This window comes from Streptomonospora nanhaiensis (assembly GCF_026642255.1).
GTDB classification, from domain to species: Bacteria; Actinomycetota; Actinomycetes; order Streptosporangiales; family Streptosporangiaceae; genus Nocardiopsis; species Nocardiopsis tropica.
In genome coordinates, this window is sequence record NZ_CP113264.1 from 4,838,476 (window position 1) to 4,864,171 (window position 25,696).

Here is a 25,696-nt window from a genome sequence, read left to right on the forward strand (position 1 = left end):
GAGCTGTTCGCGAGGGACATGGCCTGACCCACGGAACCGCCTACCCGTGCCGGAGCGGGCACGAACCGGGACCGGGATCAGAACCCTGGACGTCGGGGTGGGGCACGGCCCCGCTGCGGCCTTCTGCGGTGACCACTCCCCCCTCGATCAGGGGCGTGAGGCCGTCGAGCAGGTGCTTCATGCCGAGCTCGAAGACCCCGTGCACGTCGGGCGGCCCCGAGATGCTGAACGTGAGCGGGTACCGGCCCTGTTCGGCGAGCCGGAGGAACTCCGGCCCCCGAGACCGCCACCAGTGCTCGGCGTCCATCCCGAACTCGTAGTCCTCCACCACCGCCCGCGTGGCCTGGAGGGCCATCCCCGAGGTGTAGGCGGACACGAAGGTGAGCACCGCCATGGCCTCGTCCGGTGAACGCCCCTGGGAGCTGACGGCCCTCATCATCCACTCGGCGTTCTCCAGGAGCTGGGGGGACTGGACGGCTCCGGCGAGCATGGTCAGCCGAACGGTCCAGGGGTGCCTCCGGTAGATGCCCCACTCCGTGCGGAGCGCCAGTTCGAGGGCTTCCCGCCAACCGGCCGGCGGTGGTTCGGGCAGTGCGTGCTCCGTGTAGACCTGGTCGATCATCGCCGTCACCAGCGCGTCCTTGTTCGCGACGTGGCGGTACAGGGCCATGGTGCTCACCCCCAGCTGGGTGGCGACCCTGCGCATGGACAGGCCCTCGATGCCCTCGGCGTCGGCGATGGTGATCGCGACCCGGACGATGGCCTCCCTGGTGAGGGCGGTGTCGGCGGCCGGGCGGCGTTCCGTCGGCTCTGGCCGACGCGGGCGTTCCGGCGGAATCCGGTATTCCCTCCGTCCCTGGGAGCCTCGTGGGTCCGGTGCGGAGTCCGGCTCCCTCTTCCGCACGAGAGTCCCCACCCCGCGCACCCCTTCGACCAAGCCCTCCTGGCGCAGGGCCGCGAGCGCCTTGGTGGCGGTGGCCATGGCCACCCCCCACTCGCGCATGATCTCCCTCGTCGAGGGGACGCGGTCCCCCGGTCGCAGCTCCCCGGCGTCGATGCGCGCGCGGATGTCGGCGACGACGCGCGCGTAGGGCGGCAGCTCCTGTTTCGCAGTCGTGGACATCACAGACCCCTCGATCCTTCTCCGTTTGCCCAGAGTGTACTAGTGCACGACGGAACATCGAGCACCTCGACAAAAACGCCAGGGCGATCCGAGAAGCCCTTCAACTCCCCTAGTGCACTAGTACTGTTGGACGAAAAAAGCCTTTCAATAGAGGGTTTCTTGAAGCCAGAGCGCGTGTACTCTGTACGCAAGGTGCACCACTCAGAGGCGTACACCTCAGCGCGTACACCGTCCCCCGGAAATCGACGGCCCTTTCGGAGGCCACCATGACCCACACATCCACTGCCGGGCCCGGCACCGCGTCCGCCCCGGACCGACCGCTCCCGCTCGACCGCCGTTCCCTGGCCCCGGACCTGGCACGCGGCGTCATGCTGCTGTTCATCGCGCTCGCCCACACGCACCTGTTCACGGTGTTCATCGGCGGACCCGAGAACATCGCCACCGCCGCGGACCAGCTCACCGTCGCGGGCACGACCATGTTCGTCGACCTGCGCAGCTACCCCATGTTCGCGGCCCTGTTCGGCTACGGCCTGGCCCAGATCCACCGCCGCCGCAGCGAACAGGGATACGCCTGGCCCCGGACCCGCGGCCTCCTGCGCCGGCGCGGCCTGTGGCTGATCGTCTTCGGGCTGGCGCACACGGTGCTGCTCTTCCCTGCGGACATCCTGGCCGTGTACGGCCTGGTGACGCTGCTCCTGATGGGTGTTCTACGGCTGCGCGACCGGACCCTGGTGATCCTGGCGGCGCTCTGGCTCCCCGTGGCCGCCGCCGTCCACGCCCTGGTCGCCAGCGACAACGCCCTCACCGGCGGGGGCATGCCGCTGATGCCCGACGGGTTCGCGAACGAACTCCTCTTCCGCCTGACCCTGTTCGCGGTGCTGGCCGTGATCATGTTCATCAGCACCCTCGTGCCGTTCATGATCGGCGTCCTGGCGGCCCGGCACCGGCTCCTGGAGCGGCCCCACGAACACCTGCGGCTGCTGCGCACGACCGCGTTCGTGGGCATCCCCCTGGCCGCGCTGGGCGGCCTCCCCCTGGCGCTGGACAAGGCGGGGGTGTGGACCGACGCCACCCCCGGGGACGTCCTGCTCACCAGCGGCCTGCACCAGGTGAGCGGTTACGCGGGCGCCCTGGGCTACGCGGCGCTCATCGGCCTGATCGCGGTCCGCTTCACCGGTCGCCAGGGGCCGGTGACCAACGCCCTGGCAGCGCTCGGACAGCGCTCCATGACCTTCTACCTGGCCCAGTCGGTGGCGTGGGCGGTGCTGTTCTCCTCCTACACGCTCGACGTGCACCTGACGTCGCCTGCCGTGGGCGTGGGTATCGCGGTGGCCGTGTGGCTGACCACGGTGCTGCTCGCCGACCTCATGCGCCGCCGGGGCATGCGCGGGCCGGCCGAGGTGGCGCTGCGCCGCCTTACCTACGGGGGCGGAGCTGGCACCGGCGGAAGCAGGGGAAGCGGTCGCGGGTAGGCGGTGGTCGCCCCCGCCAGGCGCCCAGACCGGCGCGTCTGGCGGGGGCGACGGGCGCGCATTGGCCATCGACCGGTCGGAGGGGCGGTGAGAGTTCACCACCCGGCTCTGCACCGCTCCGCCCGGCTACTGCTCTCGGGCCGCCTCGCCCCTCCTAGCTTCGTGAGGGTCGGGCCGCCCGGACGGTCCTCACGGCTTTCCCGCTCAACCCGCACAGTCGGATCGAGTACTGCGTGGGTCGAGAAGGCTGGGGACCGTCCTCGCGGGAGCGGGGATCACCCAGCTGGGAAAATTAGCACTTCGTCATTCCAGCGGGGGGATCGACCGAGGTGAAGACATATTCAGCGGGAACGTTTCCCCACCTTCCATACATGTCCCCGTTGGTCCAATACCACACATTGTTCCCGCCGTTATGCCGGTCTCCACGCCCCCAGCACAGGAAAACGCTTTGCGTTGTTTCGATATAGTCGCGAACTTCACTGTCATAGCTTCGCGTGGCGTACAACGGAGCACCCCCGTAGTTGCCACAGTAGAGCTTGCCGTTGCTGCGAACCTCACATCTCGCCGCAGCCTGGACGCGATCGGTCGTCGATTCCGCAGCGAGAGCCAACGATGCCGGCGACAACAAGGTGGACGCCGCAGCCAGCGCCACCGTCGCGACTGAAATCCGCTTCATGCTCATGAGAGACTTCAAGAGAACTTCCTCAACAAAAGAACCATGTGAATCGCCTTCCCATTCCATTCCCAGGAATGGGAGTACCTACAGTCAGGCTAGGGAGGCGCTTCGCACGTCGCAATACATTTCAGCCGTGGCCGAAATAGCCACCTCAGAAGCCTGTGGCCGTGCAGCTGGACCGCCACAGCCGGTTCTGGCTACGCGGGGAGCAGTCGCCGGTCGCGATCACTTCGCGGGTGCGGGAGGGTCCATCCCCGCGTGCGCGGGGAGCAGAGGTGCGCGATCTCGTCGGCGTTGTCCTTGAGGGGTCCATCCCCGCGTGCGCGGGGAGCAGTGGTCCAGGCGGGCGGGGTCCACGCCCCACAGGGGTCCATCCCCGCGTGCGCGGGGAGCAGTTCGCGAGTCTGCTCGGTTCCCGATCGACGTCGGGTCCATCCCCGCGTGCGCGGGGAGCAGGCAATCGCCCCGGAGATCCCCTCCCTTTGCGGGGGTCCATCCCCGCGTGCGCGGGGAGCAGGAGCACCCGGGCCCGCTCGTCGGCGAGGGACCGGGTCCATCCCCGCGTGCGCGGGGAGCAGGGGCGGTCGGCCAGTCCCACCGCCAGGCGCAGGGGTCCATCCCCGCGTGCGCGGGGAGCAGCGGGGCCTCGACGGCGGCCAGGGTCGGGGGCGGGGTCCATCCCCGCGTGCGCGGGGAGCAGCTCCGCGTCCCGGCGAATCTTCGCGAGCTTCAGGGTCCATCCCCGCGTGCGCGGGGAGCAGGCGCCTGCGGAGAATGGCGGCGTCCCGGGCCCGGGTCCATCCCCGCGTGCGCGGGGAGCAGGCCGCCGCCTCCCGGACGTGGGGCTCGCTGAAGGGTCCATCCCCGCGTGCGCGGGGAGCAGGAAGCACCGTGAGCGCGCGAAGCCCTAGCCCGAGGTCCATCCCCGCGTGCGCGGGGAGCAGCCGCTGGAGGTCGCGCAAGGCCTCCTCGAGCAGGGTCCATCCCCGCGTGCGCGGGGAGCAGCGTGGACCACCATCATCAAACCGACGTTCGCGGGGTCCATCCCCGCGTGCGCGGGGAGCAGCTCGAGCTCGGTGGCCGCCGGGGCGGTACCGAGGGTCCATCCCCGCGTGCGCGGGGAGCAGGTCGTCCGTGAGTCGCCCCTGGACTGGGTGAAGGGTCCATCCCCGCGTGCGCGGGGAGCAGCCGCCGCTCGGCCCCGGCGAGTAGGAGGTCCGAGGTCCATCCCCGCGTGCGCGGGGAGCAGAGAGTAGGGAGCACCGCCCCCGCCGGGGGTGCGGGTCCATCCCCGCGTGCGCGGGGAGCAGGCCGTGGCCGCCGCCCCCACGCTGGCAACGATGGGTCCATCCCCGCGTGCGCGGGGAGCAGCGACGATGAGAATTCCTACGATTCAGGTTCGCGGGTCCATCCCCGCGTGCGCGGGGAGCAGCCCGCCCCGGCCGGGCTGCCGCTCCGGCCGCGGGGTCCATCCCCGCGTGCGCGGGGAGCAGCTCCTCGACCAGATGGACGAACCGCACTTGGTGGGTCCATCCCCGCGTGCGCGGGGAGCAGCGTCCGCCGCGCTGACCGATCAGTTCCACGATGGGTCCATCCCCGCGTGCGCGGGGAGCAGACTCGATGACCTGGCAACTTACCAGCGGCAAGCAGCCGATTTTGCAACTTCTCGAGAAACAGTCACAAGCAACAAAAGCCCCAAAAGGAATACCTGCGACGCCAGCCGACACAACGGATGCTCAACCTTCCCCCGAACCGACCGTAGATCTCAGGAAGCGCCCAATTCCTGAAGCCCCCGGAGAAGCAGCGCGACCAGCCTGCGCGGATCGTAGCGCGGGTCCCCGTCCGATCCGATGCAGAGGTTGCCGACGCCGCGCATCAGTTCGTAGGCCTGCACACCCGACCTGACCTCCCCCGCCTCGATCGCCGCGTCGAGCAACTGCTCGGCGACGGGCAGCAGGCGGTCGAGGAAGTACGTGTGGAGCGCGACGAAGCCGCTGCTGTCCGGTTGCGGCGCGTTCGCGAGTCCGTGCTTGGTGACGAGGAAGTCGACGAACAGGTCGATCCACTGCCACAGAGCCTCGAACGGCGAGTCGGTCTCGGCCAACAGCCTCGGGCCGGCCTCCGCACAGGCTTCGACCTGGTGGCGGAAGACGGCGACCACGAGGTCCGCGCGCGTCGGGAAGTGGCGGTAGATCGTCCCCATCCCGACCCCCGCCTTGGCGGCGATCTCGCGGATCGGCGCGTCGACGCCCGAGACCACGAAGACCTCGGCCGCTGCGGCGAGGAGCTTCTGCTGGTTGCGCACCGCGTCGGCCCGCTTGCTCGGCCCCGCGGCCTTCCCTGCCTTGTCCGATGCGGGCATACGCCCTCCTTCCTCCAGCCGCCAATGAAGCAGAGCAGTGTTCCACTTGCAAAACGGAACAGCGCTCCGTATCGTAAGCGGAGCAACGTTCCGCTTGTTTTCATCCTACGCCGGACGCCGCCCGGCCGCCCTCACACGCCACCGGCGCCACGAGAGCAGCAGCGAAGGCTTCCGGCACGAACCCCGAAAGACAAGGCACACCATGAGTTCAGCGGCCTCCACCCGCGTCACCGTCGTCCCGCCCGCCCCCGTGCTGTCGTTCAGCCCCGTGGTCCTGCCCGTTCCCGGACGCCCCGTGGACATGCAGGTCCGTGTCACGTCACCCCTGAACGGGACCGACCTGCCGGTCATCCTCCTCTCCCACGGGCACGGCTTCTCGAACAACCTGTCCTCGCTCAACGGCTACGGCCCCCTCGCCAACCTCTGGGCGGCGCTCGGCTTCGTCGTCGTCCAGCCCACCCACCTGAGCTCCGCAACGCTCCGGCACGCGCTCGCGGACACCCCCACGGAACCCATGTCCTGGCGCTCCCGCGCCGAGGACATGACCCACGTCCTCGACCGGCTCGACACGATCGAGAACACCGTGCCGCAGCTCGCCGGACGCGTGGACCAGGGCAGCGTCGCCGTGGCAGGGCACTCGCTCGGCGGCTTCACCGCCGCCCTGCTGCTGGGCGCCCGGGTCACGGACCCCGACACCGGGGAGGAAGTGAACCTCGTCGAACCCCGGATCGGGCAGGGGGTGCTGCTGGCCGCGCCGGGCCGGGGCGGCGACGCCTTGACCGGGCCCATGGTGGATCGGATCCCGGTCCTGCGGAGCATCGACTTCTCCACGATGGCCACGCCCGCGCTGGTCGTGGCCGGCGACAGGGACGATCCCCGGCACTTCACGGACATGGGGCCGGACTGGTACGCCGACCCCTACCGTCTCTCCCCCGGCCCCAAGACCCTGCTCACCCTGTTCGGCGCCGAGCACGGGCTCGGAGGGGTCGCCGGATACGACGCCGACGAGACCACCGACGAGAGCCCGGAGCGGGTCGCTGCACTGGGACGGCTCTCCGCTGCCTACCTCCGCAGTCGGTTCCGCCCCGGCGACGACGCGTGGCAGGAGGCGCAGGACGCGCTGACCGGCGGCCCCGAGGGCTTCGGGCGGGTCGAGTCCAAGTAGCGCACGAACCCGGCAGGCCCCTCCCCGCGCGGGGAGGGGCCGCGGCTCCGAGACTGGCCGGGCTGCGAAGGTGACGCCCCTCAGATCCAGCCGTGCTCCTCCGCGATGCGAGCGGCCTCGTGGCGGTTGGCCGCGTCGAGCTTCGCGATGGCGGCCGCGAGGTAGTTCCGCACGGTCCCCCGGGACAGGGAGACGCGCCGGGCGATCTCCTCGACGGGCGCGCCGTCGCGCGCGAGGGCGAGCACGTCGGCCTCGCGGGGGCTGAGCGGGGAGTCGCCCGCGCCGATCGCCTCGGCCGCGAGTTCGGGGTCCACATACCTGCCTCCGCCCGCGACCTTGCGCACGACCTCGGCGAAGGTGCGCGAGGAGACGGTCTTGGGCAGGAAACCGCGCACGCCCGCGGCGAGCGCGGACTTCAGGTAGCCGGGGCGCCCGTGCGAGGTCACGATGACGCAGCGGCAGTCCGGCAGCTCGGCCGCGAGGCGCCGGGCCACCTCGATGCCGTCGGGCCCGGGCAGCTGAAGGTCGAGCAGGGCCACGTCCGGGCGGACCCGCAGGGCCGTCGCCAGCGCCTCGTCACCGGACGCCGCCTGGCCGACGACCTCGAAGTCGTCCTCCAGGTCGAGCAGTCCGGCGATGGCGTCGCGGATGAGGTGTTCGTCGTCGGCGACGAGGATGCGGGTCATGCGGTCCCTTCCTCCGGGAGCGGGATCATGGCGTCGAGCAGGAACCAGTCTCCGTCGCGGCGCGCGATGACCTCCCCGCCAAGCGCGCCGATCCGCTCGGACATCGCGCGCAGTCCCGTTCCCCCACCGGCGCCGGCTTCCCCCGCCCCCTCGGATCCGGCACCGTCGTTCGCGATCGTGAGGTGCACCTGCCCGCCCTCCACGGCGGTCGCGAGCGTGACCTGTGCGGCGACCGAGTGGCGCAGGACGTTCGTGACGCCCTCGCGGACGACCCAGGCGAGGTCCTCGGCGCGCCCCTCGGGCACCGGGTCCCCGGTCACCGTACAGCGGATGCCGGCGGACTCCAGCAGGGACCGCGCCCCCGCCAGCTCGCTCTCCCAGGTGGTGCGGAGCTCGCCGCGCACGACGTGGCGGACCTCGGTCCCCGCCTCCTCTGCCAGCCGCCGGACCTCGCCGAGCTCACGGGCCGCCCTCTCGTCCTGACCGCGTAGAACGAGCTCCGACGCCAGCGAGCTCTTGAGCGCGATCGTCGCCAGGGTCCGGCCGAACACGTCGTGCAGGTCGCGCGAGATACGCAGGCGCTGGTTCGCGAGCGCCAGCTCGGCACGGACCTCGTGCGCCTTTTGGAGTTCGAGCAGAACCCGAAGCATCCACGAGCTCGACCAGCAGATCCCCAGGACGATGCTGATCACGGCCACCCCGACCAGCAGTTGCACGATGTCCCCTACGCCCATGAACGGGACGGCGACAATGACGACCGCGGCGTTGAGCAGCAGCGCCCGGCGCGCGTCGAGGACGGGGACGAAGCTCGCGGCGGCCGAACCGAGCGCCGCCGCGACCGTCAGGCCCATCGCGGGCAGGGGGACCATGAAGGTCACGGCGACGAAGGCGACGAGGACCAGCGCCCACGCGACGACACCGCCGGTACGAAGCCGTCGTTCGCGACCGACGAGGGTGTCGATGCTCCAGTTCGCGACCAGGGCGTTTCCCGCGAAGAGGACGAGTGACAGCACCATTGCCGCGACCAACGCGGCCAGGGCTCCTCCGGTGGGCCGGTCGGCCTCGATCGCGCTCCGGAGGAGGGTGCCGACCGGGATCGAGACGGCGAGGTACGTGGACCAGCGCACATAGGCCTCGAACCTGCGTGCGCCGACCAGCGGCAGATCACTCATGGCCGCCATTGTCCCGCCCCTCCCGTGCCGTCGGCGGGTCCGAGGGGGTGAGGACAGGTCCTGTCCTGCGTGTGCGCAGCCACACCACCGCCGTGATCACGACGAGGACGAGGCAGGGGATGAGCAGGGCGGCCGACTGGGAGCCCGCCGACCGCTCCAACGCGGGGTTCTGGTCCGCGTGCAGGACGGTGAGCAGGAGGAAGGTGAGCGTGTTGTTCAGGGCGTGGATGACAACCGCGATCTCGATGCCGCCGGTGCGCCAGGTGATGAGGGCCAGGCTGACGGAGAGCGAGAAGCACCAGATGTTGAACCACGGATCGGTCGAGAGGTGGACGACCGTGAAGACCAGGCTGGAGACGAGTACTCCGAGGACCAGCGCCGTGCGCGGCCCGCGCCCCCAGCCCGCGGCGACACGGAACACGAGTCCGCGGAAGCCGTACTCCTCCCCGGCCGACTGCAGGGGCGCCAGCAGGAGGGTGGCGGTGAAGACGGCGATCAGGTCGGTGCTCGACCAGTGGGCCTGATCCATAGGCATGAAGTACAGGCCGACGAGCGAGAGGAGCAGCCAGAGGGGACCGATGATCAGGAACGCCCGGCCGAACACGTCCAACCGGAAGGACGAGACCACGGAGTGCAGCGAGGCGCCTTTCACCCCGTAGAGCCACCGCTGGAGGAGCATGCTCCACGGGATGAGCAGGGCGACCGAGGCCAGATTGGCGGCGTGGTAGAGCGGTGTGTAGTCGGTGCCGCCCAGCGTCGGGTTGGTCCTGCCCGCCTGCGCGTCAACGAACGCGGCAGCGACGGCGATCAGGATGTTGAAGGCGAACAACCCGCCGACCAGGAGCACGATCGCCAGGATGCCGCGACCGATACGGCGCTTGTCGTCGGCGAGCACACGGTGGTACTCCACACCCGGCGGGACCGGTCGTGGGCCGCGACGGCGCGGGGGCGGCGGGGTCTCCACGGAGTTGCCGTCCCGGCTCGTGGGGGGCGGTGGAACCGCTGGTCGTGACGGTGTCGTCGGGGCGGAGAAGTCGTCGTTGCGGCTCATGCCACGAACGTATTTCCGCGCGAGCCCGTAACCGAGTGCCACCGATCACGGGATTCGTCTGCGATCCGCACGGGTCGGGCATGACAGATGTCATGCGAGGTCGAGGGGCGTGGTGTGGGCATGGAGGGTGGATCCCCGCAGAGGTGGGGGGCATGGAGTCGCGAAGGTCTTCGTGATCCTGTGATGGGACCATCCCCGCGTGCGCGGGGAGCAGTCCGGCAACGGGATGACCACCTTGGCCTTGTCGGGTCCATCCCCGCGTGCGCGGGGAGCAGGACCGAACCCACACCGCGCCGATCACTCCCCTGGGTCCATCCCCGCGTGCGCGGGGAGCAGGGCCCCCCTCCTGCCCCTCCTTCTCCTTCTTGGGTCCATCCCCGCGTGCGCGGGGAGCAGCAGACCGAACCACCGACGAAGGTTCGGGCGAAGGGTCCATCCCCGCGTGCGCGGGGAGCAGGGTGCCGCAGGCGCCGCGGCCGGAGCGGTCCCGGGTCCATCCCCGCGTGCGCGGGGAGCAGAGGTTGAAGACGCGTCCCCTGACGTAGCCCTCGGGTCCATCCCCGCGTGCGCGGGGAGCAGGCTCAGCGGGACAGCCACACGCCCAGGGACTTGGGTCCATCCCCGCGTGCGCGGGGAGCAGGACGACCGGCATGGCGTCGAGCATCCGGGCGAGGGTCCATCCCCGCGTGCGCGGGGAGCAGGTGAGGGCGCGGCGCTCGGACGCCGGCCACCCGGGTCCATCCCCGCGTGCGCGGGGAGCAGGTGAGGGCGCGGCGCTCGGACGCCGGCCACCCGGGTCCATCCCCGCGTGCGCGGGGAGCAGCTTGGAAAAATCATCGACCCCATTGTCGGGGGGGTCCATCCCCGCGTGCGCGGGGAGCAGCTCGTCCTGAACGAGCCGCCCGCCCTGGCCGTGGGTCCATCCCCGCGTGCGCGGGGAGCAGACCGCAACGACGAGGACACCACCGCGGATCGACGGGTCCATCCCCGCGTGCGCGGGGAGCAGCGCCGCCTTTGCGGCGGCCCGCTGTGAGCCGTGGGTCCATCCCCGCGTGCGCGGGGAGCAGCCGCTTCAACTGCGGAAACGCTCCCCGGGTGAGGGTCCATCCCCGCGTGCGCGGGGAGCAGAGCGGATAACCAGGGAACTTACCAGCGGCAAGCAGTCATTTTTCCAACTTCTTGGGTTTCGGACAATCGCCCCAAGAAGGCATGGAAATTCACTTCCGCCAAGTTCACTCCCATAAGGACACAGAACACCTTCCAGTCCGACCCGAGTCATGATCCACTGATGTCCGTCATACCCTGGGGCTCTACATAGGTCGGGAAGGACACACTCTCCTCCAACGCGAGTCCCTGTCACTCCAGATAGGAAACCGAGCCCTCCTTCACGGCCCCTCGGCTAATCTGCGTACCGTCAGGACGGTAGTTCAGGAGAACGATTCACTCACCGTCGAACATCCAGAAGTCGTCGTCCAGGGCTACCGGTTGACGGACCGGGAGGCTCTGGCACAGTTGTCGGACGTCCTCCCCGACGAGCAGTTCGTCGTGGTGCCCCGTGAACTTCTGACCCGCTTCGCCCCCAAGGAGTGACGTGCCCAATCTCGTGTCCGGCGAGGCCTTCAACGATCTCTTCCGCGCCTACCGCTATACCGCGTGGCGGTTGGAGACGCGGAGCTTCTACGGAGTCATGGAGGAGAACGAGCCCTTCCAGAGGTGGCTCACCGGCGACGACTCCGACATCGAGTGGTTCAAGCCGTGGCTGAGCATAATGCGCGACGAGCTGGCCACCGGGAAACGCATGGAGCGGGTCCGCATCATCGACGACCCTCCCTCGGACTACCTGCGCTGGGAGCTGTGGGGCACTCCCTACAACCTGGGGGTGGGAGAGGACATCCGCTACCTCCCCAGGAAGCACTCTGTGGTCGACTCGCTCCCTGACGAGGACTTCTGGGTGTTCGACAGCCGAACGGTCGCCCGGCTCCACTTCGACGAGGACGGCAACGTGCTCGGCGCGGCTCTGAGCGAGGATCCCGCCGAAGTCGTTCGCGCCCTGCAGGCACGCGATGCGGCCTGGCACCATGCCCTGACGTTCACGGAGTACATGGCGACCAGATCTGCATGACCGGTTACCCGACAGCCCGTGTCTCCCTGGGGGCAAGGGCACCTTGAGCTTCGATCGCCCCTCAAGGTCACGAGCGCCCCCATGCGCGTATCTGATCGCGGCCGGTGTCGCCGAACAGCGCATGCTCCTCGTACATCGCGAACAATTCACGGTACGCCTTCACATCACGCGCATCGCGGAAGGCCAACCGACCCGTGAAGATCTCGACTGTCGCAAGGCGGTCGTCGTAGACAGTGAACGTGTTCATCGGACCGCGCGGCAGGAGCACACCGAGTGGGATCACGCCCAGGCGAACGTTCTGCCATCGGGACACCTCGAGCAGTCGTTCCCTCTGCGCAGCCATACCGCCCGGGGGCAGGATCGCCCATCGGACAGCCTGTTCCGTCAGCAGGAACGTGAAAGAACGGGTGCCTTCCCTCAAGATGGCCTGCCGGTCGATCTTCTTCGCCACGGTGGAGGAAACATCCCCGGGAGAGTGGGTGAGGCTCGCTTTGATGTAGGCGGGCGTGGCCAGCAGCCCGGTCACCATCGTCGGGAGGAAGAAGCGGATCTCCGACGCCGCCGACTCCAGAACCTTGAGTTCGCTCTGACGGGTCTCCAGCCCCTTACGCCAGAGCGTCCGCTTGTCCTGCCATTCTGTGTTGGCCAGTTTGGCCCGTTGCAGTACCCGCGCAGCCTGTTCAGCCGTAGCACCGAGCGCGGTGAGGATACGATCCAGGTCGACCAAGGTAGGGGTGAGTCGGCCCGTTTCGATCTTGCTGATCTTGCTCTGCGATATGGAACAGCGCCGAGCCAGCCGGTCTCCGGAGAGACCGGCTGCCCGGCGCAGTTCACGCAGTTCCGCCCCGAGATCGTCCCGGGCCGCTGCGAGTTCCTCAGGTTCTAGCGCCACCCTGCGACTCTACGTAGGCTGCGAAGGGGATGCTCTCCTCGACCGCGATCCGCTGCCACTCCTGGTATTCGGCAGGAGCCTCGTCCACCAGTTCGCGGTTGATCTGCGTACCGTCAGGGCGATAGTTCAGGCGGACGATCCGCTCCCTGTCGAACATCCAGAAGTCGAAGTCCGGCAGTCCCAGATCTCGCCCGGTGAGGTCGAGAATCCGGATGTCCTCACCAGCTGCGATGTTGCCGGGAATCCCCCAGGCGAACTGGTAGCGCTGATAATCGGTCAACGGCCGACGCACGACACGAACACGTCCGACGCACTTGCCATCAGCCAGATATCCCCTGATCCGTTCATGCCACCTGGAGTTGTGCCCCTCTGGCTTCGGTTCACCACGGAGGAAACGGGAAAAGCTCCCGACCTCTCCCGGCATGGTGTAGGTGGACTGAACTTCTAGCCTCCACGCCTCCGAACCGAAACCGTCGAACACCTTTCTCCACGAATCACCATCCAAGAGCATCGAAAGCCTCCCTGAGAACAGACTGAGGTATCTCGACCGCGGATTCTCCGTCGGGCAGGGTGAAACCGGCGTAGAGGGCGCCCTGGACAACAACGCCCCCGCCCTCCGAGAGGTAGACGTTGGGGCAGTCATCGTCGTCGCAGACGGGGCCGCCACCACCAGTGAGACGGGTGAGACCGGGCTTGTGCACCACGCACACTCCTGCCAGGTGGTCCGAAGGGGTTCGATCAACAATACCCAAGTGACCCATCCACCTTCCACTACGGACGAGGAAAATTCCCGAAGTGGAATAAAGTCGTTCCACCTCGCTTACGACGCAGGGATCGAAAATATTCCTTTTCGGGAATGCCACTGAATCCCGAACCTGTTTCCCATACGCTCATAGCGTCCACAGGACACGCCTTACCACAGGAACAAATAGCCACAAAGGGAACTTCCAAGGATGCTCAACCAGGAAACCAAAACTGACGACTCGTCCGCGACAGAAAACTTCCGTCCGTTCGGCCTGAGCCGCTGCACGGTTCCCCAGCACGATTCCGGCTACGACGTCTCCGGGATCACCTACGACCCGAAGTCCCAGATGTCCTTGCTCTCCGGCAGGCCGCTCATCGAGCAGCCGATCCTCGGCACCGCCGTACAGTGCACGGTCACCACCACCGAGGACATGCAGGCGTGGACCGACCAGGTCTCGGACTCCTGAGCGGAAGAGGACACCCGTGACCGTTCTGGTTCTCACCCGCCCGCTGGATCCCACCGCCGACCTGGTCATCCACGAACTCCACCGGAGCGGAACACCGGTTCTCCGCTGTGATCCCGGGGACTTTCCCGGAACGCTCGAATTGGAGGCCCGCATCTCGACGACAGGAGCGGTCACGGGCACCTTGCGCACGCAAGAGCGCGAAGTGGACCTCGCAGAGATTCGTTCGGTGTATCACCGGCGTCCCACCTCTCCACGCTCGCATCCGGCACTGGACGAACGCGATCGGCTGTGGTCGGAGCGTGAGGCCGGCGCCGGGCTCAACGGTGTACTCGACGCGCTCAACTGCCGATGGATCAACCGCCCGCGCCACAACACTGCAGCAGAACGCAAGCCACGACAGCTCGTAGCAGCGGCACGCGTCGGGCTGAGCGTGCCGGAAAGCCTTGTGACCAACACGGTGGAGGCCGCGCGCGAGTTCGCCGCCACAGCCCGCACCATGGTCTACAAGTCCATGACAGGTGGTCCTACCCCTGGTGAAGCCCTTGAGAGAGCTGAGGCCCTCTACACCACAATCGTCACTGCGGACGAGCTGACACCCGGCGTGGGACACACCGCACACCTGTTCCAGGTGTGGGTCGACAAAGCCTACGAGGTACGGGTCACGGTGGCCGGGGAAATGGTGTTCGCGGTTCGCATCGATGCCGCCAGCCCGACCGCGCGCATCGACTGGAGGGCCGACTACCGGCATCTCTCCTACCTACCGGTCGAGCCTCCCGCAGAGGTGTCCAAAGCGGTCAGGAAGCTGATGCGTGAGCTCCATCTGACTTTCGGGGCCCTCGACTTCGTAGTGACACCTGATGGCAGGTGGGTGTTCCTGGAACTCAATCCCAACGGCCAATGGGGATGGATACAGCTCGCCACGGGCCTCCCCATCGCCGAGGCGATAGCCGACAACCTACGAGAAAGCAGTCTGTGATGCCCTCACCCTCTTCCGGACAGACACCGGCTCCCCCCGGGCACGCCGACCGATTGGCCGCGGAACTGGTCACCAAGGGCAGCCTCCGTTCCCCGGCGTGGCGTCACGCCTTCGCCACCGTTCCGCGGCACTTGTTCGTGCCGGCATTCCACGTTCGCACCGCGAAGGGCACTGCTTCCTACACCGATGAGGCACCGGGCTGGCTGGAGGCGGTCTACCGTGACGACACACTCATCACCAGGTTCTCTGACGAAGGACTGGCGGTCAGCTCCTCCACCGAACCCTCACTGATGGCTCTGATGCTGGAGAACCTCCAGTTGGAAGACGGCATGCGGGTCCTGGAGATAGGGACAGGGACCGGCTACAACGTCGCGTTGCTGAGCGAGCGTCTGGGCTCAGGACTCGTGACGTCTCTGGACCGAGATCCCGACCTGGTCGAACAGGCTCGCGCCGCCTTGGCCGCAGCTGGATACAGGCCCACCGTGGTCATCGGAGACGGGGCGGAAGGCTACCCGGGCAACGCACCCTACGACCGGCTACTGGCTACCTGCGGCCTCGGTCGTGTGCCGGTGTCCTGGCTGAGCCAGCTGAGCACTGATGGAATGATCCTCGCGAACGTAGGACTGGGGTTGGTACGCCTGACCCGCAGGAGCCACCAGTTCGTTCAGGGACCTTTTCTGCCGCAGGCGGCGGGTTTCATGCGACTGCGATCCCCTCTCGCCTCCGGGGTTCCCACCCTCGACAGGGTGCTTGCCGCCACAGGCGGTGACCCCGATGAAGTTCAGCACTTCGAGGATGTACCGGGACTCGACGACCACTTCATGTCCGAGTTCCTGCTGTCCCTGCTTCTGCCTTCCGGGCTTCGTGTCATTCGGCACGAGCCGGGCGGTGCAGTCCACTGTGTGCTGGACGGCGCTTCAGGAGCGTGGTTCCGAGCCATCGTGTCCCCGGACGGACAGGTGTCGGTGGCCCTCAAGGGAAGCGCGCAGAAGTGGAAGCTGTTCGCCGAGATGTTGGGTGTGTGGGCCCGGGAGGGCCGCCCCGGTATCGATCGCTACTGGTTGACGGTCGACCGCTCCGGTGAACACCGTCTCTGCCTCGACGGACCGCGCGGACGCTACGGCTGGGATCTCGACTGACCGCAGCCGCCGCACCCCGGAGGAAGACATCCCCCGCGTGCACGGGGAGCACGTGTTCTCTCATTTCCTGGACCTCCGCCGGACGGGTCCATCCCCGCGTGCGCGGGGAGCACTCCTCGAGGGAGTCGACGTACATCCCCGGCCGGGGACCATCCCCGCGTGCGCGGGGGCACTCCGAAAGATGATCAAGGACGGTGGCGGAAACGGGACCATCCCCGCGTGCGCGGGGAGCACCTTGGCTGGATCGGCTGTTTGCCCTTCGACTGGGGACCATCCCCGCGTGCGCGGGGAGCACTCGTCGGGGGTCATCGTCGTCTTGCTCATCGGGGGACCATCCCCGCGTGCGCGGGGAGCACGTCGACACCGGGGCCGGTGGATCCTTCGCAAGGGGACCATCCCCGCGTGCGCGGGGAGCACGCGCCTTGTCCGCCGCGGGTGTCGTAGTTGTGGGGACCATCCCCGCGTGCGCGGGGAGCACCAGCTAGGCAGCGAGCGTGACGAGTCGGACGGGGGACCATCCCCGCGTGCGCGGGGAGCACAACGCCACCATGGCCTCACGCTCCTGGGGCAGGGGACCATCCCCGCGTGCGCGGGGAGCACGTGGAGGAGGTCACCCCCGACGCACGGCCGGAGGGACCATCCCCGCGTGCGCGGGGAGCACGCGGTGCGCTCGGGCAGCAGCGGCGACCAGATGGGACCATCCCCGCGTGCGCGGGGAGCACTTAGTGTCGGCGGGGATGCGCCCCAGGGCGGCGGGACCATCCCCGCGTGCGCGGGGAGCACGCCACCTCACCCCCGCAGCGGGGGTGGCAGTGGGGACCATCCCCGCGTGCGCGGGGAGCACCGGGTGGGCGGACATCGGCTACAGCTGGGGATGGGACCATCCCCGCGTGCGCGGGGAGCACGGCAGACACACCCGCACATCCTCGCCCGATCCGGGACCATCCCCGCGTGCGCGGGGAGCACATGATCAGGTTTTGACAAGACTTGCTCATGTCGGGACCATCCCCGCGTGCGCGGGGAGCACCGCATGCTCTTCTCCAGATGTGAGTGGTGTTGGGGACCATCCCCGCGTGCGCGGGGAGCACGCGGACCTTGAGCAGTTCAACTGACCCGACCGGGGACCATCCCCGCGTGCGCGGGGAGCACAGTGAATGACCTGGGACTCTACCAACGGTGAACGGTCGTTTTTCCAACTTCTCAAAAATTGGACACATGACCCGAAAACCGTCAATCAACCCACATGACTGCAAACGACTCCGCGGCCGCACCGGGCCACGGTCGGAACCCCTGACTCCCGCCGGGACCGGCGGCCGGGGGACGCACCCCCGGCCGGGTCCCGCCCGGACTACCCTCTGCGCGCCCCCTCGGGCCAGATGACGTTCACGGGGATCCCCCGCTCGGTGGCGAGTCGCACCGCGTCGGCCGTTCCGCCCCCGCCGCCGGACGGCTGCCCGTCCCACACCGCGAAGAGCAGGTCGACCCCGCCGAGCACCGCCTCGTTGGCCTCCTCGTAGGCCTGGCGGCCCGCGGTCAGGCTCATGTACCGCACGTGGTGCGCGCGGACCAGCAGCCGGTCGAAGCCCCCGCGCGCCTCGGGGCCGACCTTGGCCTCGCGGTAGTCGGCGGAGGGGAGCACGACCTCCAGCTGCCCGCCGAGGTCGAGGACCTCCTCGGCGAAGAGCTGGTCCGCGCCGCGCGCGAGGCAGGAGATTCCGACGAGACCGCCCTCGGTGTAGTCTTCCAGTGCGTCTACTAGGGCTTTTCGTACCAGTTCCGCACTGTCAGCGGAGAGGTTCGAGTGGCCAGTGATTCCGATGCGCGTCACTCTGTCCCATTCCTTTCCGTCTACTGGGCAAGCAGAGTACGCGATAACTCGTCACGCGCTTCGGCCACGGTGGGCTGACGGTGGAACGCGGCCGACTCGGTGTACCAGTCGTGTATGCGCCGGCGCACCCTCCCCGAGTCGAGCGAGCGCTGCATGTCCGCGGCCTGCCTGACGACCCGCACCGACTCCTCCGGTTCGTCGAGCAGCAGGTAGGTGCGCCCGAGTCCGACGAGGTCGAAGGCCCTGCTGCGCTTCTTGGCGGGGTCGCGCAGCCTGAGCGCCCGGCCGATGTGCCGGGCGGACTCCTCCGCGAACCTGCGCCGCGCGGCCCGGTCCTCCTGACCTCCCGCGAGGTCCCGGTAGCGCGCCCCCACGACCCCCGACAGCTCGGCGTGGTCGAAGTTGCGCGCCCAGTCCGGCACCTCCCCGCCCCCTCCCCCGTCGAGCAGCTCCTCGGCCTGGGAGACGGTGCGCCGGTAGGCCTCGGTCCGGCCCATACGGGCGTACGACCAGCCCTCGCGGGTGCGCAGCATCGCGAGGACCCGTTCGGGGGCGCGGTGGGCGTGCGCGCTGTCCAGCGCCAGCCGCGAGATGTCGAGGGCGTCGTCGGGGCGGTGCAGGTCCAGCATCTGGCGGGCCATGTCGGCGAGCACGCCGACCCCGTACAGGCGGTGTTCGGGTCCCGCCTGGTGGATGGCCCGCAGCGAGAAGGTGTAGTACTTCTGCGCGGTGGGGTGGTCCCCGGCGTCGTAGGACATGGCCGCGACGATCTTGGAGAGTTCGGCCATGACCGTGAACAGCCTGGCCTGGACGGGCGCGGGCTGGGCCTCCTCGACCAGTTCGGAGACCTCCGACAGTTGTCCGATCACCGCCTTGCGGCGGATTCCCAGGCGCCACCTGTCGTCCCAGTGGCGCAGCGCCACGGTGGCGGCCTCGATCCTCCCCAGTTCCGATTCCCCGATGGTGCTGGGCCCGTGGCCGGAACCGGCCAGTGTGGGAAGCAGCCAGTGTTCCAGCACTTCCGTCAATGTGGCGCCCATGATGAGAGCACCACCGACCGCGAATGCGTCCCTGCGTTTCATCAGATCCTTCAGCGTGATCTCGGCGATGTCCTGCGCTGTTCTCGGCGCAGACCACAATTCGTCCATGCCGTGCGCTGAAGTGCCTGTACCCCGATCCGCGCCGATATCGCCACCGTCCGATTCGGCGAGTCCGAGAAGCCGGCGGGCGTCGGAGGGCATCGACAGCCCGTCGGCGAGGCGCCGCCAGGTGCGCAGGGCCGTCACGGAGCGCCGTCCGGCCATGATCGCGCTCACGTGCGGCTGGGCGAGGTCGGTGGCGGCGCCGATCGCCTGCTGGCTGGCGCCTGTGTACTGCCTGACCAGGCGAAAAAGGGCGCCCGCGTCCTGGTCGGCGAGGGATCGGCGCACGTCGGCGCGGGACCAGAAGGTGCGTGGCGGAGTCGGGCGGGGGGTGACCGGTAACTCGGGCATTCATACCGCCGGTGTATATCGGCTCGGAATTCCAGGGGCAGGGGCGGACGTCGTTACATCTCCATAGACATCCTTACCCGGAATCGCTTGCCCCCGAAATGGGCGGAAGACCCTGTTTCCGTCTTCTTCGGCGGAGCGCCGAGGAGCGAGATCATGAACCCCACCCCCCACGACGGGCACGGCAGGAACGGTGGCGGCCACAAGCCCGGAGCCGCCGTTTCCGCCACGTGCGCACTCTCCGTTTCCACTACCTGCGAATACTCCCTTCCGTCTCTGGACGGGGACCCGGCTTCCGGCGGGGCCGACCGATGATCCCCGCGCACCGGAGACTCGTCGCCCGCCTGGCGGTGGACGGCGACCTGTCCCCCGCCTGGCGGGGGGCGTTCGAGGCGGTGCCGCGCCACCTGTTCCTGCCGGACGTCATCGACGGGGACGGGGGCGGCCTCCCGGTGGACCGGCGCGACGACGAGACGCGGTGGTGGGAGGCCGCCTACGCCGACCTCCCGGTGGCCGCCCGGGTCGGCGGGGGCGTCGGGGACGGCCGGGGCCCCGGACACCCGGTGACGGCCTCCCCGGCCCCCTCGGGGCTGGCCCGGGTGCTGGACCTGTTACAGGTGTCCCCGGGCATGCGGGTCCTGGAGATCGGCACGGGGACGGGCTACGGCGCGGCCCTGCTGTCGCACCGGCTCGGGGACGACGCCGTGACGTCGGTGGAGATCGACTTCGCGCTCGCCGAGAGCGCCCGGGTCTCGCTGATGGCCGCCGGGTTCGCCCCGCTGGTGGTGAGCGGGGACGGCAAGTACGGCTGGGCGGCCAGGGCCCCGTTCGACCGGGTGTTCAGCTGTGTGGCCGTGCGGCGGGTCCCCTACGCGTGGGTGGCGCAGACGCAGCCCGGCGGGCGTGTGCTGACCACGTGGGCCAACTCCTTCCACGAGGGGGTGCTGGTCGACCTGGAGGTGGGCGCGTACGGCACGGCGCGCGGCCCGGTGGTGGGGGGCGGGCACGCGTGGGTCCGGCCGGCCCAGGACCCCCTGTCGCTGGTGGACACCTACGTGCGGGCGGACGCGGAGTTCTCGGTCACCCGGACCCGCCTGGGGCCGGAGGAGCCGATCCGGGACCCCCACGGGTCCTTCGCGGTCGGTGTGCGCATGCCCACGGTGGTGCACCGGACGCGGTTCGCCGAGGACCCCGCGGACCCGAGGTACACGGTCTACCTGATCGATCCGCACACGTGGTCGTGGGCCTCGTGGCACATCGACCCCGAGTTCAAGGAAGAGGGCTACGAGGTCCGCCAGCACGGCCCGCGCCGGCTGTTCCACGAGCTCGAGGCCGCGCACGAGCTGTGGGTGGAGGCCGGCCGCCCGGAGCGCACCCGGTTCGGCCTGACCGTGGCCTTCGACCACCAGCTCGTGTGGCTGGACGACCCCCACGCCGTGTTCGCGTCCAGCCGGTGATCCCCGCCGGGGCGGGCCCCTCCGTCCCGGCCCCTGCCAGACAGCCCCGGGCCACGGCCCGCCGCACAGCTCCAGAGGGAGAAGTCTCATGTCCATCACGCCGTACAGTCCACAGACCGCCGCCCCCGGATGGCGGTGGAGTCCCCGCGTGTACCCGCGCGTCCCGACGGGGGCGAGCCGGGTGAGATCCGAGTTGCGCGCCGACCTGGAGATGCTCACGAACGTCACGGAGGACCTGGTCTCGGACATGGTGCTCTGCGCGAGCGAGATGTTCTCGAGCGCGGTGGAGTACGCCGGGCCCGACGCCCGCGGGGGCCGCATGCTCCGCACGCTGACCCTGTACGGCGTGCCCGGCCGGGGGTCGGTGCTGTGCCTGTCGATGGTCGGCGAGGGCGAGCAGAGCACCGTGCCGCACTTCCCGTGCGAGGGCCTGGGCCAGGTGTGGCCGGACGTGGCCCTGGGGCAGGGGCTGGTCCTGATCGACCGCCTCGCGGAGCGCTGGGGCACGCGCCGGGCCCTGTTCCCCGACGAGGGGGTGGGCGCCGCGATCTGGGCGGAGTTCACGGTCCCCGCCGAGTGACCCGGCGCCCCGCCGCTCTCCGCGGGCGCCCCTCACGACCGAAGCCTCCCGGCCCCGTACCAGGCCGGCACGTACGCGGGAGGGGTGCACCTGCACGCGCACCGCAGGTGCACCCGCGCCCGTACGGGGGAACACGGCCGTCGTCGCCCCGCGACGGGCCCGGCCGGGCCGTTCCCTTCCGGAAGCCCCCGGACGGACGGCCTCCCGGGCCGGGCGCGCGGCGGCGCCCGCCGCACCGCCCCGTCCCGGACTACTCCGCCGGCCGCCCGGACCCGCGGCCGTACGCGGCGAGGAACACCCGCACCCCCTCCTCAGCGTGGCGGCGCAGCTCCTCCGGGGGCGGGACGGCCTCGTCGCCCAGGAGCATGGCCCGGTTGACGGGCTCGGCCATGACCAGCCAGTTGAAGTGGGAGGCGGCGGTGGCTGGGTCCGCCACGTCGAGGCGCCCGTTCCCGGCCAGGCGCTCGAACAGGCCGGCCATGGCGCGCATCGCGCGCGCGGGCCCGTTCTCGTGGAGGACCCGGGCGAGTTCGGGGAACCTGGCGACCTCGCCGATGACGAGGCGGCGCAGCCGCATCAGGTCGGGGGTGAGCACCACCGTGAGCTGGCGGTACGCGTAGTCGCGCAGGTACTCGGCCAGGTCGTCGTCCTCGGCGGGCTCGGGCAGCCGCTCGTGGACGGTGTCGCCCGCCCCGGAGGTCATGCCGGTGACGATCTCGACGAACAGCGACTCCTTGCTGCCGAAGTGCTTGTAGACGGTCTGCTTGGACACCCCGGAGAGCGCGGCGATCTCGTCCATGTTGGTGCCGAGGTAGCCGCCCCGGAGGAAGACCTCCCGCGCCGCGTCCAGGATGGCGCGGCGCTTGCGCGCGGAGCGGCCCCCGCCCTCGGCTCCGCCCGGAGGGTTCTGTGTGTCCGACACCGTCGCGCGACCGCCCGTCCTCGTCGTCCGTCCCGTTTGACCCATTGGTACTGCACGGTCTAGTTTGGTGCAAGTACGGTACTGGACAGTCTAGTTTTGTACCGGCCTCCGCAGAGGCCTTCCGAGGAGATGTGACGACGATGCACGTACAGTTCGCCGAGCTTCCCGTGTTCGACCAGGAGCGGGCCAAGGCGTTCTACACCGGCAAGCTCGGCTGCCGGGTGGTCGCGGACGCGCCCATGGGCGACGACGGGTGGCGGTGGATCGAACTCGGCCTCCCGGGCGCCACCACGTCCCTGCACTTCATCCGGCGTGGCGACGAAACCCCCTCCCCCGAACCCGTCATGGTGCTGGTGGACGACGACGTCGCGGGGACGGTCGCCGCGCTCCGGGCCGAGGGGGTCGAGATCGTCACCGAGCCGCAGGAGGCGCCCTACCGGCCGGGGCTCACGGTCGCCGAGTTCCGCGACAGCGAGGGCAACCGCATGGTGGTGAGCAGCAGCGCGTGAACGCCGCCGCGCCCCGCGTCCGCGCACACCCTTCGAGGAGGAGATTCCGATGTCGCACCACGAGCCCGAGGTCCGCACCCTGAAGGTGCCGGGCGCCACGATCCACCACGAGGTCCGCGGCTCCGGCCCGGTGCTGCTGCTGATCCCCGGGGGCCCGCAGGACGCCGGGGTCCTCGCCGGCCTCGCCCGGCGGCTCGCCGACCGGTACACGACCGTCGCCTACGACCCGCGCGGGAACTCGCGCAGCGCCCTGGACGGCGACCCCGTCGAGCAGCGGGTGGACGTGCACGGCGACGACGCCGCCCGCCTGGTCGAGGCGCTGGGCGGCGGCCCCGCGTACGTGTTCGGCACCAGCGGCGGAGGCCAGATCGGCCTGGCCCTGGCGGCCGGGCGCCCCGACCTGGTGAGGGCGCTCGTCGCGCACGAGCCGGCCTGCGTGCTGATGCTCGACGACCCCTCCGACGCCGTGGCCGCGGACCGGCACGTGTACGACACCTACCTGAACGAGGGCGCCGACGCGGCCATCCGCGAGTTCCTGGGGCTCAACGGCCTGGACGCCGGCGAGGGGGCGCAGGGCGACGGCGTCCCCTCCGACCCCGAGGAGGCCGCCACCTTCGAGCGGGTCAGCGCCAACTTCGAGTACTTCCTGGCCCACGGGCTCCTGCCGATCTCCCTGTACCGTCCCGACGTGGAGGCCCTGTCCGGGAACGGGGCCCGGGTGGTGGTGGGGCTCGGCACGGGGTCCGAGGGGGCGCTCATCCACGACATCGGGCTCGCACTCGCGGGCCGGCTCGGGACGGAGCCGGTCCCCTTCCCGGGCGACCACCTGGGGTACGACACGCACACGGAGGAGTTCGCGGAGGCCCTGCACGGGGCGCTGCGCGCGGGGTGAGGATCCCGCGCGGCGTGCCCCGGCGGGCCGGTCCGCGGGGGCCCGCGCCCCGTTCGGGCGGCGCCGGGCCCCCGCGTCCCCGGCGGTCCCGGACCGCCGGCCGCTACAGGCTCGGCGCCAGGCCGAAGTGCGGGAAGAGGGAGGTGTCGAAGAACATCACCGTGTGGGCGACCCCCTCCGGGACGGGGTCCAGGACCTGGAGCCCGAACGCCCGGTGGACGCCGTCGCCGCCGCGCATGTACACCGCGAAGGCGGGCTGTCCGTTGGCGCGGGTCGGCAGCAGGACCATGTCGCCGGGGCCGGAGGCCGGGCAGTGGGTGGAGATGAGGCGGCCGATGTCCCGCGCCCCGCGCACCCACGTGGTGTACGGCGGCATCTCGAACACCGCGTCGGCGGTGAACAGCTCGGTGATCGCGGGGATGTCGTAGGCCTCGAAGGCCTCTACGTACCTGGCGAGGATCTCGCCCTGGCCCGGCGGCGGCTCGGACACCGCCTCCTCGGTGGGCGCCTCGCGCGCCAGGTGGGCGCGGGCCCGCTGGAGCAGGCTGTTGACGGCGGGCACGGAGGTGTCCAGGACGTCCGCGACCTCGGCGGCGCTGAACCGCAGGACGTCGCGCAGGATCAGCACCGCCCTCTGCTTGGCCGGGAGGTACTGGAGCGCGGCGACCAGGGCCAGGCGCACGCTCTCGCGCGCGGCCACGACCGCGCCGGGGTCGTCCGCGCCGACCAGGGCGTCGGGCACCGGTTCCAGCCAGGGGACCTCCGGGCGGTCGGCGAGCTCCCCGTCGGGTGCGGAGGGCCCGCCGAGCCCGGTGGGCAGGGGGCGCCTGCGGCGCCTCTCCAGGGCGGTGAGACAGGCCGTGGTGGCGATCCGGTGGAGCCAGGTGCGCAGGCTGGAGCGGCCCTCGAACCGGTCGAAGCCCTTCCAGGCGCGCAGGTAGGTCTCCTGGACCAGGTCCTCGGCGTCGTGCACCGAACCGAGCATGCGGTAGCAGTGCGCGTACAGCTCGCGCCGGTAGGGGTCGGCGAGCCTGGCGAAGTCCTGGTCGGACGCGTTTTCCACCACGGCTGTCACGTTACGCCTCCTGGATGACAGAACACACGTTGCCGAACGGGTCGGCGAACCACGCCACCGTGGGGGAGCCGTGCACGATCCCCTTGGCGTCCTGGTCGAACCCGTCGTAGCGCAGTGTCCGCACGCCCCGCCGGGCGAGTTCGTCCACGGCCGCCTCGGCGTCGTCGACGACGAGGTTGAGGACGGTGAACACGGCGGGCTCGTGGTCGGGCTTGGGGTAGACGAGGACCGCCCGCCCCTCCCCCAGGTCGATGTCGAACAGGCCCTCGTCCTCCATGCCCTCGACGGGGCCCACGGCCAGGCCGAGGGTGTCGCCGTAGAAGGCGCGCGCCCTCGCGGCGTCGGGGACGGCGAAGGACGCGAAGGCCCTCGTGGTGTCGAACATGGCATTCTCCCTCATGTTGGCGTTTGTGCTGGTCACAGTGTTGCTGTCGGGGAGGGGCGTGTCCCGCTCACGCGCCGCCCTCCATCTCGGCGCGGTGCTCCTCGCTGAGCTGGATGATCTGGACGAGGTTGCCGTCGGGGTCCTTGGCGGTGGCGAACAGGCTGCCGCCGCGGTCCTCCAGGGGCGCGAGCCACTCGGTCCCCGCCCCGTCCATGCGGGCGGCGACGGCGCGGGCGTCGTCCACGTCGAAGTTGAGGATCATCCGGGAGGGGTCGGCGGAGACGGGGCCGACGTCGTCCCGGCGGTCGATGAGCAGGTGGAAGGTGCCGAACCGCAGGACCCGGTAGCCGTCCATGGAGTCGTCGGCCCGGGGGTCCAGGACGGCGGCGTACCAGGCGTGCAGCCGGTCGGGGTCGGTGGTGGCCAGGAGCATGCTGTCGAGGTTGGGGCGGGCCATGGTGTCCTCCGCGGGTCGTCGGCGCCGCTTCCCCGTGAGGGGCTGCGGCCGGGT

General features: G+C 70.1%; 25 protein-coding genes and 3 CRISPR repeat arrays. Of the genes, 11 read left to right on the forward strand and 14 right to left on the reverse strand.

The genetic code is table 11. The features are described from left to right. Nucleotides 1-40: 40 nt before the first annotated feature. Nucleotides 41-1,126, reverse strand: coding sequence for a GntR family transcriptional regulator (locus OUQ99_RS21115; protein ID WP_267945525.1), 1,086 nt, complete (start codon nt 1,124-1,126; stop codon nt 41-43). A gap of 263 nt (nt 1,127-1,389) precedes the next feature. Here OUQ99_RS21115 and OUQ99_RS21120 point away from each other — a divergent pair, with 263 nt between their 5' ends. After that, nucleotides 1,390-2,595: a DUF418 domain-containing protein gene (locus OUQ99_RS21120; RefSeq protein ID WP_267945526.1), complete on the forward strand. Its 1,206-nt coding sequence runs from the start codon at nt 1,390-1,392 to the stop codon at nt 2,593-2,595. A 920-nt stretch (nt 2,596-3,515) separates the two neighbouring features. Beyond that, nucleotides 3,516-4,886: a CRISPR direct-repeat array (repeat unit 29 nt; unit sequence GGGTCCATCCCCGCGTGCGCGGGGAGCAG). A gap of 150 nt (nt 4,887-5,036) precedes the next feature. Here the strand turns inward: OUQ99_RS21120 and OUQ99_RS21125 are convergent. Further along, nucleotides 5,037-5,633, reverse strand: a complete 597-nt coding sequence (locus tag OUQ99_RS21125; RefSeq protein ID WP_267945527.1) for a TetR/AcrR family transcriptional regulator — start codon at nt 5,631-5,633, stop codon at nt 5,037-5,039. Between the two features lie 202 nt (nt 5,634-5,835). On the opposite strand from OUQ99_RS21125, the gene OUQ99_RS21130 reads away from it, so the two are divergent. Further along, the gene (locus tag OUQ99_RS21130; protein ID WP_267945528.1) at nt 5,836-6,798 is read left to right on the forward strand and encodes an alpha/beta hydrolase family protein; all 963 of its coding nucleotides are present in this window, start codon (nt 5,836-5,838) and stop codon (nt 6,796-6,798) included. An 80-nt stretch (nt 6,799-6,878) separates the two neighbouring features. On the opposite strand, the gene OUQ99_RS21135 is transcribed toward OUQ99_RS21130, so the two are convergent. The 3 genes from OUQ99_RS21135 to OUQ99_RS21145 are packed head-to-tail and all read right to left on the reverse strand — an operon-like array spanning nt 6,879 to nt 9,707. Further along, a complete protein-coding gene (locus OUQ99_RS21135) occupies nt 6,879-7,484 on the reverse strand; it encodes a response regulator transcription factor (RefSeq protein ID WP_267945529.1) in 606 nt (201 codons plus the stop codon). Further along, nucleotides 7,481-8,656, reverse strand: a complete 1,176-nt coding sequence (locus OUQ99_RS21140) for a sensor histidine kinase (RefSeq protein WP_267945530.1) — start codon at nt 8,654-8,656, stop codon at nt 7,481-7,483. The genes OUQ99_RS21135 and OUQ99_RS21140 overlap by 4 nt, the downstream gene beginning before the upstream one ends. Next, on the reverse strand, nt 8,649-9,707 hold the full coding sequence (locus OUQ99_RS21145) for a CPBP family intramembrane glutamic endopeptidase (protein ID WP_267945531.1): 1,059 nt from the start codon (nt 9,705-9,707) through the stop codon (nt 8,649-8,651). The genes OUQ99_RS21140 and OUQ99_RS21145 overlap by 8 nt, the downstream gene beginning before the upstream one ends. Before the next feature lie 185 nt (nt 9,708-9,892). Continuing rightward, a CRISPR array of direct repeats spans nt 9,893-10,835; the repeat unit is 29 nt; unit sequence GGGTCCATCCCCGCGTGCGCGGGGAGCAG. Between the two features lie 276 nt (nt 10,836-11,111). On the opposite strand from OUQ99_RS21145, the gene OUQ99_RS21150 reads away from it, so the two are divergent. Together OUQ99_RS21150 and OUQ99_RS21155 are read left to right on the forward strand one after the other, a co-directional pair. Beyond that, nucleotides 11,112-11,297 carry a hypothetical protein gene (locus OUQ99_RS21150; protein WP_267950436.1) on the forward strand — a complete coding sequence of 62 codons (186 nt, stop codon included), beginning with the start codon at nt 11,112-11,114 and terminating at the stop codon, nt 11,295-11,297. Between the two features lies 1 nt (nt 11,298). Then, nucleotides 11,299-11,829: a DUF6879 family protein gene (locus tag OUQ99_RS21155; protein ID WP_267945532.1), complete on the forward strand. Its 531-nt coding sequence runs from the start codon at nt 11,299-11,301 to the stop codon at nt 11,827-11,829. A gap of 67 nt (nt 11,830-11,896) precedes the next feature. On the opposite strand, the gene OUQ99_RS21160 is transcribed toward OUQ99_RS21155, so the two are convergent. From OUQ99_RS21160 to OUQ99_RS21170, 3 genes are read right to left on the reverse strand one after another with little or no spacing between them, the layout of a single operon-like run. Further along, nucleotides 11,897-12,721, reverse strand: a complete 825-nt coding sequence (locus OUQ99_RS21160) for a helix-turn-helix domain-containing protein (RefSeq protein WP_267945533.1) — start codon at nt 12,719-12,721, stop codon at nt 11,897-11,899. Next, on the reverse strand, nt 12,705-13,232 hold the full coding sequence (locus OUQ99_RS21165) for a DUF6879 family protein (protein WP_267945534.1): 528 nt from the start codon (nt 13,230-13,232) through the stop codon (nt 12,705-12,707). The genes OUQ99_RS21160 and OUQ99_RS21165 overlap by 17 nt, the downstream gene beginning before the upstream one ends. Continuing rightward, nucleotides 13,216-13,425: a hypothetical protein gene (locus OUQ99_RS21170; protein ID WP_267945535.1), complete on the reverse strand. Its 210-nt coding sequence runs from the start codon at nt 13,423-13,425 to the stop codon at nt 13,216-13,218. Before OUQ99_RS21170 ends, OUQ99_RS21165 begins: the two co-directional genes overlap by 17 nt. Nucleotides 13,426-13,674: 249 nt before the next feature. Between OUQ99_RS21170 and OUQ99_RS21175 the strand changes: the two genes are divergently transcribed. From OUQ99_RS21175 to OUQ99_RS21185, 3 genes are read left to right on the forward strand one after another with little or no spacing between them, the layout of a single operon-like run. Continuing rightward, nucleotides 13,675-13,932, forward strand: a complete 258-nt coding sequence (locus tag OUQ99_RS21175) for a hypothetical protein (RefSeq protein ID WP_267945536.1) — start codon at nt 13,675-13,677, stop codon at nt 13,930-13,932. Nucleotides 13,933-13,948: 16 nt separating this feature from the next. Continuing rightward, nucleotides 13,949-14,908 (forward strand): ATP-grasp ribosomal peptide maturase, encoded by a 960-nt coding sequence (gene tgmB, locus OUQ99_RS21180; protein WP_267945537.1) that lies wholly within the window; start codon nt 13,949-13,951, stop codon nt 14,906-14,908. A 53-nt stretch (nt 14,909-14,961) separates the two neighbouring features. Continuing rightward, the gene (locus tag OUQ99_RS21185) at nt 14,962-16,047 is read left to right on the forward strand and encodes a methyltransferase domain-containing protein (RefSeq protein ID WP_267945538.1); all 1,086 of its coding nucleotides are present in this window, start codon (nt 14,962-14,964) and stop codon (nt 16,045-16,047) included. 84 nt (nt 16,048-16,131) lie between these two features. Next, a CRISPR array of direct repeats spans nt 16,132-17,196; the repeat unit is 29 nt; unit sequence GGGACCATCCCCGCGTGCGCGGGGAGCAC. A 199-nt stretch (nt 17,197-17,395) separates the two neighbouring features. Here OUQ99_RS21185 and OUQ99_RS21190 read toward each other — a convergent pair. Further along, complete coding sequence (locus OUQ99_RS21190; protein WP_267945539.1) at nt 17,396-17,875, reverse strand: hypothetical protein; 480 nt, start codon at nt 17,873-17,875, stop codon at nt 17,396-17,398. Nucleotides 17,876-17,895: 20 nt separating this feature from the next. Then, complete coding sequence (locus OUQ99_RS21195) at nt 17,896-19,305, reverse strand: helix-turn-helix domain-containing protein (RefSeq protein ID WP_267945540.1); 1,410 nt, start codon at nt 19,303-19,305, stop codon at nt 17,896-17,898. 371 nt (nt 19,306-19,676) lie between these two features. Between OUQ99_RS21195 and OUQ99_RS21200 the strand changes: the two genes are divergently transcribed. Continuing rightward, the gene (locus tag OUQ99_RS21200; RefSeq protein ID WP_267945541.1) at nt 19,677-20,822 is read left to right on the forward strand and encodes an rRNA adenine N-6-methyltransferase family protein; all 1,146 of its coding nucleotides are present in this window, start codon (nt 19,677-19,679) and stop codon (nt 20,820-20,822) included. Nucleotides 20,823-21,003: 181 nt separating this feature from the next. Then, on the forward strand, nt 21,004-21,402 hold the full coding sequence (locus OUQ99_RS21205) for an ATP-binding protein (RefSeq protein ID WP_267945542.1): 399 nt from the start codon (nt 21,004-21,006) through the stop codon (nt 21,400-21,402). A gap of 250 nt (nt 21,403-21,652) precedes the next feature. On the opposite strand, the gene OUQ99_RS21210 is transcribed toward OUQ99_RS21205, so the two are convergent. Beyond that, on the reverse strand, nt 21,653-22,324 hold the full coding sequence (locus OUQ99_RS21210) for a TetR/AcrR family transcriptional regulator (protein WP_267945543.1): 672 nt from the start codon (nt 22,322-22,324) through the stop codon (nt 21,653-21,655). 140 nt (nt 22,325-22,464) lie between these two features. Between OUQ99_RS21210 and OUQ99_RS21215 the strand changes: the two genes are divergently transcribed. Both OUQ99_RS21215 and OUQ99_RS21220 read left to right on the forward strand, forming a co-directional pair. Continuing rightward, on the forward strand, nt 22,465-22,833 hold the full coding sequence (locus OUQ99_RS21215) for a VOC family protein (RefSeq protein WP_267945544.1): 369 nt from the start codon (nt 22,465-22,467) through the stop codon (nt 22,831-22,833). Between the two features lie 49 nt (nt 22,834-22,882). Beyond that, entirely contained in the window at nt 22,883-23,725 is an 843-nt protein-coding gene (locus OUQ99_RS21220; protein WP_267945545.1) for an alpha/beta fold hydrolase, read from the forward strand. A gap of 103 nt (nt 23,726-23,828) precedes the next feature. On the opposite strand, the gene OUQ99_RS21225 is transcribed toward OUQ99_RS21220, so the two are convergent. From OUQ99_RS21225 to OUQ99_RS21235, 3 genes are all read right to left on the reverse strand, one after another. Further along, a complete protein-coding gene (locus OUQ99_RS21225; RefSeq protein ID WP_267945546.1) occupies nt 23,829-24,800 on the reverse strand; it encodes a sigma-70 family RNA polymerase sigma factor in 972 nt (323 codons plus the stop codon). A 1-nt stretch (nt 24,801) separates the two neighbouring features. After that, entirely contained in the window at nt 24,802-25,185 is a 384-nt protein-coding gene (locus OUQ99_RS21230) for a VOC family protein (protein WP_267950437.1), read from the reverse strand. A gap of 67 nt (nt 25,186-25,252) precedes the next feature. Then, complete coding sequence (locus OUQ99_RS21235; protein WP_267945547.1) at nt 25,253-25,642, reverse strand: VOC family protein; 390 nt, start codon at nt 25,640-25,642, stop codon at nt 25,253-25,255. Nucleotides 25,643-25,696: the final 54 nt, after the last annotated feature.

Excerpts from the sequence above, each read along its gene's own strand:
- OUQ99_RS21120 (WP_267945526.1), top strand. The coding sequence starts at position 1,390 with ATGACCCACACATCCACTGCCGGGCCCGGCACCGCGTCCGCCCCGGAC.
- OUQ99_RS21125 (WP_267945527.1), bottom strand. The coding sequence starts at position 5,633 with ATGCCCGCATCGGACAAGGCAGGGAAGGCCGCGGGGCCGAGCAAGCGG.
- OUQ99_RS21130 (WP_267945528.1), top strand. The coding sequence starts at position 5,836 with ATGAGTTCAGCGGCCTCCACCCGCGTCACCGTCGTCCCGCCCGCCCCC.
- OUQ99_RS21135 (WP_267945529.1), bottom strand. The coding sequence starts at position 7,484 with ATGACCCGCATCCTCGTCGCCGACGACGAACACCTCATCCGCGACGCC.
- OUQ99_RS21140 (WP_267945530.1), bottom strand. The coding sequence starts at position 8,656 with ATGAGTGATCTGCCGCTGGTCGGCGCACGCAGGTTCGAGGCCTATGTG.
- OUQ99_RS21145 (WP_267945531.1), bottom strand. The coding sequence starts at position 9,707 with ATGAGCCGCAACGACGACTTCTCCGCCCCGACGACACCGTCACGACCA.
- OUQ99_RS21165 (WP_267945534.1), bottom strand. The coding sequence starts at position 13,232 with ATGCTCTTGGATGGTGATTCGTGGAGAAAGGTGTTCGACGGTTTCGGT.
- OUQ99_RS21175 (WP_267945536.1), top strand. The coding sequence starts at position 13,675 with ATGCTCAACCAGGAAACCAAAACTGACGACTCGTCCGCGACAGAAAAC.
- OUQ99_RS21200 (WP_267945541.1), top strand. The coding sequence starts at position 19,677 with ATGATCCCCGCGCACCGGAGACTCGTCGCCCGCCTGGCGGTGGACGGC.
- OUQ99_RS21215 (WP_267945544.1), top strand. The coding sequence starts at position 22,465 with ATGCACGTACAGTTCGCCGAGCTTCCCGTGTTCGACCAGGAGCGGGCC.
- OUQ99_RS21220 (WP_267945545.1), top strand. The coding sequence starts at position 22,883 with ATGTCGCACCACGAGCCCGAGGTCCGCACCCTGAAGGTGCCGGGCGCC.
- OUQ99_RS21230 (WP_267950437.1), bottom strand. The coding sequence starts at position 25,185 with ATGTTCGACACCACGAGGGCCTTCGCGTCCTTCGCCGTCCCCGACGCC.
- OUQ99_RS21235 (WP_267945547.1), bottom strand. The coding sequence starts at position 25,642 with ATGGCCCGCCCCAACCTCGACAGCATGCTCCTGGCCACCACCGACCCC.